The sequence below is a fragment of the Phytohabitans maris genome, from assembly GCF_031085175.1.
Taxonomy (GTDB): Bacteria; Actinomycetota; Actinomycetes; order Mycobacteriales; family Micromonosporaceae; genus Phytohabitans; species Phytohabitans maris.
In genome coordinates, this window is record NZ_JAVHUY010000004.1 from 304,902 (window position 1) to 317,465 (window position 12,564).

The 12,564-nt window shown below is 69.0% G+C and carries 11 protein-coding genes; 1 reads left to right on the forward strand and 10 read right to left on the reverse strand.

What is annotated here, in order from left to right; all coding sequences use genetic code 11:
* Position 1 precedes the first annotated feature (1 nt).
* Complete coding sequence (locus RB614_RS06260) at positions 2-397, reverse strand: hypothetical protein (RefSeq protein ID WP_428982925.1); 396 nt, start codon at positions 395-397, stop codon at positions 2-4.
* 202 nt (positions 398-599) lie between these two features.
* Between RB614_RS06260 and RB614_RS06265 the strand changes: the two genes are divergently transcribed.
* Complete coding sequence (locus RB614_RS06265) at positions 600-770, forward strand: hypothetical protein (protein WP_308711398.1); 171 nt, start codon at positions 600-602, stop codon at positions 768-770.
* A 7-nt stretch (positions 771-777) separates the two neighbouring features.
* Here the strand turns inward: RB614_RS06265 and RB614_RS06270 are convergent, their stop codons facing one another.
* The 9 genes from RB614_RS06270 to RB614_RS06310 form a co-directional block, all read right to left on the reverse strand.
* Positions 778-2,250: a PhoX family protein gene (locus RB614_RS06270; protein WP_308711399.1), complete on the reverse strand. Its 1,473-nt coding sequence runs from the start codon at positions 2,248-2,250 to the stop codon at positions 778-780.
* Positions 2,251-2,304: 54 nt separating this feature from the next.
* Positions 2,305-3,816 carry an L-arabinose isomerase gene (gene araA / locus RB614_RS06275; RefSeq protein ID WP_308711400.1) on the reverse strand — a complete coding sequence of 504 codons (1,512 nt, stop codon included), beginning with the start codon at positions 3,814-3,816 and terminating at the stop codon, positions 2,305-2,307.
* Between the two features lie 31 nt (positions 3,817-3,847).
* Positions 3,848-5,089: a multiple monosaccharide ABC transporter permease gene (gene mmsB, locus RB614_RS06280; protein ID WP_308711401.1), complete on the reverse strand. Its 1,242-nt coding sequence runs from the start codon at positions 5,087-5,089 to the stop codon at positions 3,848-3,850.
* On the reverse strand, positions 5,086-6,624 hold the full coding sequence (gene mmsA, locus RB614_RS06285) for a multiple monosaccharide ABC transporter ATP-binding protein (RefSeq protein WP_308711402.1): 1,539 nt from the start codon (positions 6,622-6,624) through the stop codon (positions 5,086-5,088). The genes mmsB and mmsA overlap by 4 nt, the downstream gene beginning before the upstream one ends.
* 61 nt (positions 6,625-6,685) lie before the next feature.
* Complete coding sequence (gene chvE / locus RB614_RS06290) at positions 6,686-7,825, reverse strand: multiple monosaccharide ABC transporter substrate-binding protein (RefSeq protein ID WP_308711403.1); 1,140 nt, start codon at positions 7,823-7,825, stop codon at positions 6,686-6,688.
* A 223-nt stretch (positions 7,826-8,048) separates the two neighbouring features.
* Positions 8,049-9,038, reverse strand: coding sequence for a galactofuranose ABC transporter, permease protein YjfF (gene yjfF, locus RB614_RS06295; RefSeq protein ID WP_308711404.1), 990 nt, complete (start codon positions 9,036-9,038; stop codon positions 8,049-8,051).
* Positions 9,035-10,051, reverse strand: a complete 1,017-nt coding sequence (locus RB614_RS06300; RefSeq protein ID WP_308711413.1) for an ABC transporter permease — start codon at positions 10,049-10,051, stop codon at positions 9,035-9,037. The genes yjfF and RB614_RS06300 overlap by 4 nt, the downstream gene beginning before the upstream one ends.
* Positions 10,052-10,089: 38 nt before the next feature.
* A complete protein-coding gene (locus RB614_RS06305) occupies positions 10,090-11,580 on the reverse strand; it encodes a sugar ABC transporter ATP-binding protein (RefSeq protein WP_308711414.1) in 1,491 nt (496 codons plus the stop codon).
* A gap of 90 nt (positions 11,581-11,670) precedes the next feature.
* Positions 11,671-12,564: ABC transporter substrate-binding protein (locus tag RB614_RS06310; protein WP_308711405.1), on the reverse strand; the 894-nt coding region annotated here is incomplete at its 5' end.

The window sequence follows — 12,564 nt, forward strand, 5'->3', positions numbered from 1 at the left end:
GTCAGGCGTCCTCGCGGCCGGGGTTCTCCAGGCGGAAGAAGTTGCTCTGCCGGCCGTCGCTGCGTTCCTCCTGGTACATGAAGTTCAGGTTTCGCTCGTCGAAGCTGCGAAACCAGTCGTCCCAGCTGATCCGGCGCAGCCGCTCGCCGCTGTCGCCCAGCGGAAAGTCGAACGTCAGCACCCCGGCCACGCCGTCGTGTTCGGTCCCGGTGATCGTCGCCGGCGCGGCGTCGCGGCGGTCCGCCCACCGCTGGATCACCTCGTGGTCCGCGGTGACCAGGCTCCGTCCGGGCCGCTCCGGCTGGTCGTCGGTCGACGTGATCTGCTGCGCGTACCGCAGCGAGCGCGATGTCTGCGGACCCGTGCGGATTTCGGTCCGCTCCTGCTGCCGAGCCATCCTGCGTTCCTTTCCTCGTCGTCGCTTCCGGGTTGGCTACCCGCCACCGCCGATCCGATTCGTCCGACCGGCCGCGGAAACCCGAAAGCCGGGCGCGAACGCCCCAGGCGGTCGGCCCGGGCCGTGGAAATGCGAAAGCCGGGCCCGAACGGCCCCAGGCGGCGCCGTGCATACCGGCTGCGGCGAGGGGTATCCGCGCGGCGTGAGTGGTACAGCGCAAGAGCCGAACCCGTACGGCTACGCCGGTGAGGGCACGGTGCCGGACCCGCGCCTGGAAGACCTCGAGGACACGGCCGAGAGCATCTCCGTGCCCGCCGACGACCCGGTCGAACCGTTGGCCGAGGCCGTCGGCGACATGGACGACGAGCGGTAGAGCGGACCTACACGCCGATCCGGCGCCACGGCCCCCAGATGGCGAACGTCATGCCGCGGCTGGCCTGGATGTTCACGAAGAGGGTGTGGCCGTCCGGGCTGAACGTGGAGCCGGCGAACTCGTCGTTCGACCGGTCGGCCCCGGTGCCGCTGGTGAGCCGGTTGAGGGCGATGTCGAAGAGGTGCCCGCCGCGGGTGAGGCCGCGCAGGTAGTTGTCCTCGACGTTGTCCTCGCAGACGACCAGCGTCCCGCGCGGACTGGTGGTCACGTTGTCGGGGAAGTCGAGCACGTCCGGGCCGGGCGACTCGTACAGCAGCTGGAGCGTGGCCGAGCGGGTGTGGTACGCCCAGATCTGCCCGCTGCCGTTGCCGTACCCGTCGGCGATCGGGCCGAGCGACGTCTCCGCCGGCCCGCCGCCCTGCGTCGAGGTGAAGTAGACGACGCCGTCGTCGTACGCCGAGCCTTCGAGCCGGGAGAAGTACGCCGCGCCCCGCGCCCATCCCTGCCGCGCCACGTGGGTGAGCGCGGTGTCGTTGGCGGTCGGGGCCGGCTGCCCGGGCGTGTACGGGAAGGTGGGCGCCGGGTCGTCGATGTCCACCCACTCGACCTTGTGGACCCGGCGGTCGGCGGAGGCCGCGAGGTCCACATTGGACCGTCCGCACACCTTGAGCATCTGCAGCCGGCCCCGGTTGTCCAGCCGCCCGGTGGAGCGCGGATGCCGCCGCGGCTTGTACCGGTAGAAGCCGGACGGCCAGCCGAAGTTGTCCTCGGTCAGGTAGAGGTAGCCGTCGCGCGGGTCGTACGCGACCGACTCGTGCGCGAAGCGGCCGGCCGCGGTGAGCGGCTCGCCGCTGGCCCGCCCGTCGACCGGCACCTCGAAGACGAAGCCGTGCGGCCGGGTGAGCGGCACGTTGGAGGCGCCGGTGAAGTCCGGGCCCACGTCCGGCCCGTTGACCGTCTCCTCGCAGGTGATCCAGCTGCCCCACGGCATCCGGCCGCCGGAGCAGTTCATCATCGTGCCGTTGCAGCTGGTGTACGCGCGCACCACCTCGCCGTACCGGGTGACCTCGACCGTGGTGGTCCCACCCTGCGCCATCGGGTCGTAGGCCCGGCCGGCGTCGCCGAAGGCGGGCCCGGGGTTGTTGACCTCGTGGTTGCGGACCAGGACGTACCGCCCGCCGCGCCCGCGAAAGGCCCCCATGCCGTCGTGCCGGCCGGGCAGCGCGGTGCCGTCGTCGAGCGTGACGGGCGACTCGGTGTCGTGGAACGAACGGTACTGGAAGCCCTCGGGCAGCCAGAGCCGCACCTTGCCGTCGCGCAGGTCGGCGACCGGCCCGAGCGCCGGCGACGGCGAGGGGGAGTGCGCACCGGAGGCGGAAGCGGAAGAACGGTTGACGAACCCGAGGAACGGTCCGCCGATCAGTGCACCGCCCGCGGCGGCGCCGCCGCGGAGGAGGGTACGCCGGTCAAGGTCAGCCATCCCACGATCCTGGCCATGCGGCCACCTCTGCGCAACCTCTGGTTCAGGCCAGGTTCACAATCCCTGCGCGAGCCGGTGGAACGCGGCGTTCCAGCGCAGCTCCTTGGCCAGGCCGCGGCGGGTGGTGTCGGCGTCGATGTGCACCAGCTCGATGCCGAGGTGGTCGGCGAGGATCTGGATCTCGTCCCCGTGCACCGCGGTGGAGAGCACCGTGTGGTGTGGACCGCCGGCCGAGAGCCACCCCTCGGTGGCGGTGCCGAAGTCCGGGCGGGGCTGCCAGATCGCCCGCGCGACCGGCAGGTTGGGCAGCGGCTCGTCGGGCGGCACCAGGTCGATGTCGTTGGCCACCCAGCGGAAGCGGTCGCCGAGGTCCGCCCAGCCGACCACCACGCCGGGGCCGGTGGCGGCGGTGAAGACGAGCCGGGCCGGGTCCTCGCGGCCGCCGATGGAGAGCGGGTGCACCTCGACCCGCGGGCGTTCGCCGGAGATGGTGGGGCAGACCTCGAGCATGTGCGCGCCGAGGACCTTCGGCGTGCCGGGCGCGAGGTGGTACGTGTAGTCCTCCATGAAGGACGTGCCGCCCGCCCGGCCGGCGCCGACGACCTTGAGCACCCGCAGCAGCGCGGAGGTCTTCCAGTCGCCCTCGCCGCCGAAGCCGTACCCGGCCGCCATCAGCCGCTGCACCGCCAGGCCGGGCAGCTGGCGCAGGCCGCCGAGGTCCTCGAAGTTCGTGGTGAACGCGCCGAACCCGCCCTCGCCGAGGAACTGCCGCAGCGCCGCCTCGACCCGGGCCTGGTAGCGGACGCTCTCGTGCCGGTCGCCGCCGGGGCGCAGGTCGGGCGCGATCTCGTACGCGTCGAGGTACTCGTCGACGAGCGTGTCGACCTCGCTGCTCTTGACCGAGTCGACGATCCGCACGAGGTCGTTGACGCCCCAGGTGTTGATCGAGACACCGACCCGCAGCTCGGCCTCGACCTTGTCGCCCTCGGTGACCGCGACGTCCCGCATGTTGTCGCCGAACCGGGCCAGGCGCAGCGACCGTGCCTCGGCCACGCCGGCGGCGGCGCGGGCCCACGAGCCGATCCGGGCGGCGACGGCGGGGTCGCTGGCATGCCCGGCGACCGTGGCGCGCGGCACCCGCAGCCGGGTCAGCGCGAAGCCGAACTCGCGGTCGCCGTGCGCGGCCTGGTTGAGGTTCATGAAGTCCATGTCGATCGTCGCCCACGGCAGGGCGGCCTCGGCCTGGGTGTGCAGGTGCAGCAACGGCTTGCGGAGCGCGTCCAGGCCGGAGATCCACATCTTGGCCGGGGAGAAGGTGTGCATCCAGGCGATCACGCCGATGCACCCGGGCTCCTCGTTGGCCCGCCCCATGACCTGGCGGATCGCGTCCGCGCTGGTCAGCACCGGCTGCCAGGCGATCCGGACCGGTACGCCGCCGCCGTCGTCGAGGGCGGCGGCCACCCGCTGGGACTGCTCGGCGACCTGGCGCAGCGCATCCTCGCCGTACAGCCCTTGGCTGCCGGTCAGAAACCAGACTTCCTTGCCGGTGTACGGGTTTCCGGTCACAGCCGTCCCTTCGGTTCGTCGGCGCCGTGCCTCAGCGGGTGGCCCCGGCGCGGCGCTTGTTGTAGATGTCGAACGCCACCGCCAGCAGCAGCACCAGGCCCTTCACCACCGACTGCGTCGACTGGTCGATGCCCATGAGCTGCATGCCGTTGCTCATCACCGCCATGATCAGACCGCCGACCATCGCCCCGACGACGGTGCCGACACCGCCGGCGACGGCCGCCCCGCCGATGAACGCGGCGGCGATCGCGTCGAGCTCGAACATGTTGCCCGCCGCCGGCTGCGCGCCGTTGGAGCGGGAGGAGTAGATGACCCCGGCGGTACCGGCGAGCAGCCCCATGTTCACGAAGATCCAGAAGTTGACCTTGCGTACCTTGACGCCGGAGAGGGTGGCGGCCGACAGGTTGCCGCCGATCGCGTAGACCTGCCGGCCGAAGACGGTGTTCTTGGTCATCAGCCCGTAGGCGATGACCAGGACGGCCAGGATGATCAGCACGATCGGCAGGCCGCGGGCGTGGGCGAGCTGCCAGGCGAAGTACATGACGACCGCGCCGACCAGCAGCACCCGGGTCACGAAGAGCGGGAACGACTCCACCGACTGCTGGTAGCGGATCCGGGCCAGCCGGGTGCGGAAGACGCTCACCGCGTACCCGATCACCGCGATCGCCGCGATGAGCAGCGTGAACGCGTCGTAGCCCTGCCCGCCGATCAGGCCGTTGAGAAAGCCGCTGGCGACCTTCTGGTACTCGGACGGGAACGGCGAGAGCGAGACGTTGTCGAGCACCTGCAGCGTGAGGCCGCGGAAGAGCAGCATGCCGGCGAGCGTCACGATGAACGCCGGCATGCCGACGTACGCGACCCAGAAGCCGTGCCAGGCGCCGACCGCGACACCGACCGCGAGGGCCGCGGCCACCCCCACCCACCACGGGTACCCCTGCTGGATGACCAGCACGGCGGAGACCGCGCCGGTGAGCGCGACCACCGACCCGACCGAGAGGTCGATGTGCCCGGCGATGATCAGGATGACCATGCCGATCGCCAGCACCAGGATGTACGAGTACTGGAGCACGATGTTGGTGATGTTGCCCGGGCTGAGCAGGACGCCGTCGGTCAGGATGGCGAACAGCAGCACGATGCCGACGAACGCGATGTAGATGCCGCTCTGGCGCAGGTTGCGCAGGATGAGCGTGCGCGGGTCGCCGATGCCGCCGTGCAGCGCCGCGGCGGGGGCGCTGCCCGAGGACGCGGGCGGGGACTGCTTGAGGCTGGTCATCCGGCGAGCTCCTTCTCCTTCGTCATGAGCGCCATGAGGGTCTCCTGGGTGGCCTGGTCGACCGCCAGCTCACCGGTGATCCGCCCGGCCGAGAGGGTGTAGATCCGGTCGCACATCCCGAGCAGCTCGGGCAACTCGGACGAGATCACAATGACCGCCTTGCCCTGCGCCACGAGGCGGTTGATGATCGTGTAGATCTCGAACTTGGCGCCGACGTCGATGCCCCGGGTGGGCTCGTCGAGGATCAGCACGTCCGGGTCGGTGAACAGCCACTTCGACAGCACGACCTTCTGCTGGTTGCCGCCGGAGAGCGTGCCGACCGGGTCCATCACGGTGGGCGTTTTGATGTTGAGGTCCTGCCGGCTCTCCTCGGCGACCTTGATCTCCTCGTTGCCGTTGACCCAGCCGGCGCGGGAGAGCTTGCCGAGCGCCGCGGCGGAGACGTTGGCCCGCACGTCGGCGATGAGGTTCAGGCCGTACCGCTTGCGGTCCTCGGTCGCGTACGCGATGCCGTTGCCGATCGCCTCGGCCACGGTCCGCGCCTTGACCGGCCGGCCGCGCATGTAGAGGCGGCCGCTGACGTCCCGCCCGTACGAGCGGCCGAACACGCTCATCGCCAGCTCGGTCCGGCCGGCGCCCATCAGCCCGGCGATGCCGACGACCTCGCCGGCCCGCACGGTGAGGCTCGCCCCGTCGACGACCTTGCGGTGCTGGACCGGATGCCACACGGTCCAGTCCTCGATCCGCAGCACCTCCTCGCCGGGGGTGGAGACCCGGTCCGGGTAGAAGCTGTCCAGGTCGCGGCCGACCATGCCGCGGATGATCCGCTCCTGGGTCACGCCGCCGCCGCGCATGTCGATCGTCTCGACGGTACGGCCGTCGCGGATCACGGTCGTGGAGTCGGCGATCGCGGTGATCTCGTTGAGCTTGTGGGAGATCATGATGCAGGTGATGCCCCGGTCGCGCAGGCGCCGCAGCAGGTCGAGCAGGTGCGCGGAGTCGACGTCGTTGAGCGCGGCGGTCGGCTCGTCCAGGATCAGCAGCCGCACCTCCTTCGACAGCGCCTTGGCTATCTCGACCAGCTGCTGCTTGCCGACCCCGAGCTGGATCACCGGGGAGACCGGGTTCTCGTCCAGGCCGACCGAGGCGAGCAGCCCGGCCGCGTCGGCGTTGGTGCGGTTCCAGTCGATGAACCCGCCGCGCCCGCGCCGCTCGTTGCCGAGGAAGATGTTTTCCGCGATCGACAGGTACGGCACCAGCGCGAGCTCCTGGTGGATGATGACGATCCCGACCGCCTCGCTGTCGCGGATGCCGCCGAAGTGCACCGGCCGCCCCTCGAAGACGATCTCGCCGTCGTAGCTGCCGGTCGGGTAGACGCCGGAGAGCACCTTCATCAGCGTGGACTTGCCCGCGCCGTTCTCCCCGCAGATCGCGTGGATCTGTCCACGCCGGACGGTCAGGGAGACGTCCTCCAGCGCGGTTACGCCGGGAAACCTCTTGGTGATCCCGCGCATCTCGAGAATGGCGTCGTCCATCCGTCCTCCGTTCGTGACCCGGGCCCGGCGGCCACCGACCGCCGGGCCCGGCCGTGCCTGGCTACTTCGCCTGGCCGGCGGCGACCTCTTCGGCCGTGTAGTAGCCGGTGTCGACCAGCTCCTTCTTGATGTCGTCCTTGTAGACCGTCACCACCGGCAGCAGGTACGACGGGACGACCTTCACGCCATTGTTGTACGTCTTGGTGTCGTTGGCCTCCGGCTGCTTCTCCTGCAGGAACGCCTCCGCCGCGACGACCGCCTGCTCGGCCAGCAGCCGGGTGTCCTTGAAGATCGTCGAGTTTTGCACGCCGTCGTCGATCAGCTTGACCGAGGCGATCTCGGCGTCCTGCCCGGTGACCACCGGCATCGGGTTGGCCGCCGTGCCGTACCCCGCGTTCTGCAGGGCGGTGATGATGCCGCGGGACAGGCCGTCGTACGGCGACAGCACCCCGTTGACCTTGCTGCCGTCGTTGTAGGTGGAGGTCAGCAGGTCCTCCATCCGCTTCTGCGCGGTCTCCTGCTGCCAGCGCAGGATCGCCACCTTCTCGATGTCGGTCTGCTTCGACTTGACCACCAGCGAACCGTTGTCGACGAACGGCTTGAGCGTCTGCATCGCGCCGTCGAAGAAGAAGTGCGCGTTGTTGTCGTCCAGCGACCCGGCGAACAGCTCGACGTTGAACGGCCCGGTCTTCGTGCCCTTCGCGCCGTCCTTGGTCTGGAGCCCCAGCCCGACCAGCAGCGCGTTGGCCTGGGCGACACCGACCTTGAAGTTGTCGAAGCTGACGTAGAAGTCGACGTTCTGGCTGTCCCGGATCAGCCGGTCGTACGCGATCACCGGGATCTTCTTGTCGGCGGCCGCCTGCAGCTGGCCGCTGAGCGCCGTGCCGTCGATGGCGGCGATGACCAGCACATCGGCGCCTTGCGTGATCATCTGGTCCACCTGCTGCGACTGGGTCGGGATGTCGTCGCCCGCGTACTGCAGGACGACCTTGTACCCCTTCGCCTCCAGCTTCTCCTTCACCGAGTTGCCGTCGGCGATCCAGCGTTCCGAGGTCTGCGTCGGCATCGACACACCGATCGTCAGGTCCTTAGGGTCCTGACCGGACGTGTCGGTATCCCCACCGGCGCCCTCACCACCGCAGGCCGCGAGGCTCAAGGCCAGGACGGCGCCGCCCAGAGCGGCCAGGAGTCTTCTCTTCACGTCATCTCCCCTCCGGGACAGGTCACATTCACGCATGATGATCAGGTAGAGCCACATTGTTAGCGCTCACATCTGAGCCGTCAAGGCCCAGTGCCGGCATCCCGGCGTCACGGTCTCGTAACGAGTCCGACCCGCCCGTCTGTGATCAAAGCTCCCTTCAAGCTGCTAGAACGACATGAAGGGAGCTTTGATCACAGACCGCCCCCGTGAGCGAACGGAGTCGTCATCGCTTGCGGGGCGTGATCAGCCGCTGGAGCAGGATGAACGCGAACAGCAGCGCGCCGATCACGATCTTGGTCCACCAGGAGCTGAGCCGGCCGTCGAACGTGATCAGGGTCTGGATCAGGCCCAGCACGAGCACGCCGAGCACCGTACCGAGCACGAAGCCTGAGCCGCCGGTCAGCAGCGTACCGCCGATGACCACCGCCGCGATCGCGTCGAGCTCCATGCCGACCGCGTGCAGGCTGTTGCCGGAGAGCATGTAGAAGCTGAGCAGCACCCCGCCCAGCGCCGAGCAGAAGCCGCTGATCGTGTACACCGCGATGCGGGTGCGGGCGATCGGCAGCCCCATCAGGTGCGCGGAGCGGGGGTTGCCGCCGATCGCGTACGTGTTGCGGCCGAGCCGGGTGAACGCCAGCACGTACACCGCGACCAGCACCACGACGAGTGCGATGATCACGCTCGGGGAGATGAAGTTGTCGCCGAAGCGGACCTTCGACTGCGCCATCCGGGTCCAGAACGGGTCGTCGATGGTGATCGACGAGGTGCCGATCGTGTAGCAGAGCCCGCGGGCGAGGAACATGCCGGCGAGCGTGACGATGAACGGCTGGATCTCGAAGTAGTGGATGATGCAGCCCATGCCGAAGCCCAGCGTGGCGCCGATCAGCAGCACGAGCGGGAGCACGGTGAACGCGGGCCACCCCTGCTCCTGCAGGAGCGTGGCCGAGACCATCGTGGTGAGCGCGACCACCGCCCCGACCGACAGGTCGATCCCGCCGGTCAGGATCACGAACGTCATGCCGACCGCGACCACGAGCAGGAAGCCGTTGTCGATGAACACGTTCAACACGACCTGTGGATCGCTGAACGCCTCGTACTGCGCGACGCCGCTGCCGTACATGAGCGCGAGCAGGGCGAGCGTCGCGTAGAGCGGCAGGTACCGGCGCTGCTGCGGCCGGGCGAGCCGGGACCGCACGTCCGCGAAGGTCGTCATGCCGGCACCTCCACCTTCTCCGTCGCGGCGGTCGCCGGACCGGCCGGTGTGGACGGTGGTCGTCGCCGGCCGTGGAAGACCTTGGCCCGGAAGGCGGGCGACTGGACGAGGCAGACGATCGTGACGACCAGCGCCTTGAACAGCAGCGTGGTCTCCGGCGGGATGCCGGTCGTGTAGATGGTCGTGGTGAGCGTCTGGATGAGCAGCGCGCCGACGACCGTACCGGCGATGGAGAACCGCCCGCCGGCCAGCGACGTGCCCCCGATGACGACGGCGAGGATCGCGTCGAGCTCGTACCAGAGGCCGGCGTTGTTGCCGTCCGCGCTGGAGACGTTCGAGCTGATCATCAGGCCGGCGATGCCGGCGCAGAGACCGGCCACGATGTACGCCATCATGGTGATCCGCCGCGAGTGGATGCCGGCCAGGCGGCTGGCCTCGGCGTTTCCGCCGACCGACTCGATCAGCATGCCGAGCGCCGTGCGCCGGGTGAGCAGCACGGCGAGCGCGGTGACCGCGAGCGCGACCAGGATCGCGAACGGCACGGTCAACAGATAACCCCCACCGATCAGCTTGTACGGCGAGCTGTTGACCGTGATGATCTGACCGTCGGTGATCAGCTGGGCCAGGCCACGGCCGGCCACCATCAGGATGAGCGTGGCGACGATCGGCTGGATGCCGACGACCGCGACGAGCAGGCCGTTCCACGCGCCGAGCAGCAGCGCCAGCCCGAGCGCGAGGGCGACGGCGACCAGGACGCCGGTGACGCTGTTCTGGTCGCCCTGCTCGCTGATCCGCCAGCAGGCGAGGGCGCCGCAGATCGCGACCACCGAGCCGACCGACAGGTCGATGCCGCCGGTGGCGATGACCAGCGTCATGCCGAGCGCCACCATGATCAGCGGGGCGCCGAACCGGACGATGTCGATCAGGCTCCCGTACAGGTGGCCGTCGCGCACCTCGACCTTGAAGAAGCCCGGCGTGAAGATCAGGTTGGACAGCAGCAGGACCACCAGCATGGTGACCGGCCAGAAGAGGCGATGTTTGACCAGGGTGTTCACGGCTTGGCTCCACTGGCGATGGTTTCCATGACCCGGTCGACGTCGAGCGAGTCGTCGTTGGGCAGCTCGGCGATCAGCTGGCGGTCGCGCAGCACCGCGACCTTGTGGGACAGCCGCAGCACCTCCTCGAGCTCGGCGGAGACGAAGAGCACCGCCATGCCGCCGTCGGAGAGCTGGGCGACCAGGCGCTGGATCTCCGCCTTGGCGCCGATGTCGATGCCGCGGGTCGGCTCGTCGAGGATCAGCAGCCGCGGCTCGGTGATCAGCCAGCGGGCCAGCAGCACCTTCTGCTGGTTGCCGCCGGAAAGGTTGCGGACCAGCGCGTCCGGGTTGGGCGGGCGGATGTCCAGCGCCTTGACGTACTTGTCCACCAGCTCGTCCTGGCGGCGCCGGGGGATCGGCCGGGTCCAGCCGCGGGTGGCCTGCATGGCGAGGACGATGTTCTCCCGTACGGTCAGCTCCTCGATCAGCCCTTCCGTGCGGCGGTTTTCCGAGCAGAACGCGATGTCGTTGGCCATCGCCGTACGCGGCCCGCGCATCGTGACCGCCCGGCCGGCGACGGTGAGCTGGCCGTGGTCGGCCTTGTCGGCGCCGTAGATCAGGCGGGCGACCTCGGTGCGGCCGGAGCCGAGCAGGCCGGCCAGCCCGACCACCTCTCCCTTGTGGATGGTCAGGCTGAACGGTGCCACCGCGCCCTTGCGCCCCAGCTCCCGCGCGTCGACCAGCGGCACCGCGTCCTCCGCGAGCCGCTTGGGGCGGTCCTCCAAGCGCTCGAGGACCTCCAGCTCCTTGCCGATCATCTTGCCGATCAGGTCGATGAGCGTCAGCTCGCTGGTCCGGTGCTCGCCGACGAGCCGGCCGTTGCGCAGGACGGTGATCCGGTCGGCGATCTCGTAGACCTGGTCGAGGAAGTGGGTGACGAACAGGATCGCGATACCCTCCTCCTTGAGCTGCCGGATCACCCGGAACAGCTGCTGCACCTCGCTGGCGTCCAGGCTGGAGGTCGGCTCGTCGAGGATCAGCACCTTGGCGGAGATGTCGATGGCCCGGGCGATCGCGACCATCTGCTGCACGGCGAGCGAGTACGTGCCGAGCGTCGCCGACACGTCGATGTCGAGCTGGAGGCGGCGCAGCAGCTCCCGCGCCCGTCTCTCTACAGTGGACCATCGTATGTGGCCGAGGAACCGCGGCTCGCGCCCGATGAAGATGTTTTCCGCCACCGAGAGGTTGGGGCAGAGGTTGATCTCCTGGTAGACGGTGCTGACGCCGGCGTGCTGGGCCTGCAGCGGACCGGAGAACCGCACCGGCTCGCCGTCCAGCACGATGTCGCCCTGGTCGATGTCGTACACCCCGGTGAGCACCTTGATGAGCGTGGACTTGCCGGCGCCGTTTTCGCCCATGAGGGCGTGCACCTCACCCGGCAGCAGCCGGAAGTCGACCTCGCTCAGCGCCTTGACGCCGGGGAACTCCTTGCTGATTCCCGTCATCGTCAGGATGGCCTCGGTCACCTGCCTGCCCTTCTCGGGATGGGGCCGCCCCGCCCGCCGCGCTGGGGCGGGGCGGCCACAGGGATTGCGTCAGTACTGCCGTTCGGGGAGGACGGCTTTGGCTTGTTCCTGGGTGAAGGTGGTCTCTTTGGTGATCACGCGGGGTTCGACGGTTTCGCCGGCGTGGACTTTTTGGACGAGGTCCATCAGTTGTGGGCCGAGTAGGGGTGAGCATTCGACGATGAAGTTGATTTTGCCGTCGGCGAGGGCTTGCATGCCGTCGTGGACGGCGTCGACGGTGATGATTTTGATGTCGGTGCCGGGCTTCTTGCCGGCGCCTTCGATGGCTTCGATGGCGCCCAGGCCCATGTCGTCGTTGTGGGCGTAGAGCACGTCGATGTCGGGGTTGGCCTTGAGGAAGGCTTCCATGACTTCTTTGCCTTTGGCGCGGGTGAACTCGCCGGTCTGGGAGGCGATGATCTTGAATTTGGGGTCGGTGGCGATGACGTCGCCGAAGCCTTTTTTGCGGTCGTTGGCGGGGGCGGAGCCGGTGGTGCCTTGGAGTTCGACGATGTTTACCGGGTCGGTGGTGGTGGTGTACTGGTTGACGAGCCAGTCGCCGGCTTTTTTGCCTTCTTCGACGAAGTCGGAGCCGATGAAGGTCTTGTAGAGGGTGGTGTCGGTGGAGTCGACGGCGCGGTCGGTGAGGATGACGGGGATGCCGGCGTCTTTGGCTTCTTTGAGGACGGTGTCCCAGCCGGACTCGACGACGGGGGAGAAGGCGATGATGTCGACCTTCTGTTGGATGAACGAGCGGATGGCTTTGATCTGGTTTTCCTGTTTTTGTTGGGCGTCGGAGAACTTGAGGTCGATCCCGGCTTGTTTGGCGGAGTCCTGGATTGATTTGGTGTTCGCGGTGCGCCAGCCGCTTTCGGCGCCGACCTGGGAGAACCCGAGGGTGATCTTCCCGTCGTCGGTGCCGCC

What these genes read in the sequence shown, in the direction of transcription:
- yjfF (WP_308711404.1), bottom strand. Translation starts at nt 9,038, where the DNA reads ATGACGACCTTCGCGGACGTGCGGTCCCGGCTCGCCCGGCCGCAGCAG.
- RB614_RS06305 (WP_308711414.1), bottom strand. Translation starts at nt 11,580, where the DNA reads ATGACGGGAATCAGCAAGGAGTTCCCCGGCGTCAAGGCGCTGAGCGAG.
- mmsB (WP_308711401.1), bottom strand. Translation starts at nt 5,089, where the DNA reads ATGACCAGCCTCAAGCAGTCCCCGCCCGCGTCCTCGGGCAGCGCCCCC.
- mmsA (WP_308711402.1), bottom strand. Translation starts at nt 6,624, where the DNA reads ATGGACGACGCCATTCTCGAGATGCGCGGGATCACCAAGAGGTTTCCC.
- RB614_RS06300 (WP_308711413.1), bottom strand. Translation starts at nt 10,051, where the DNA reads ATGCTGGTGGTCCTGCTGCTGTCCAACCTGATCTTCACGCCGGGCTTC.
- RB614_RS06260 (WP_428982925.1), bottom strand. Translation starts at nt 397, where the DNA reads ATGGCTCGGCAGCAGGAGCGGACCGAAATCCGCACGGGTCCGCAGACA.
- RB614_RS06270 (WP_308711399.1), bottom strand. Translation starts at nt 2,250, where the DNA reads ATGGCTGACCTTGACCGGCGTACCCTCCTCCGCGGCGGCGCCGCCGCG.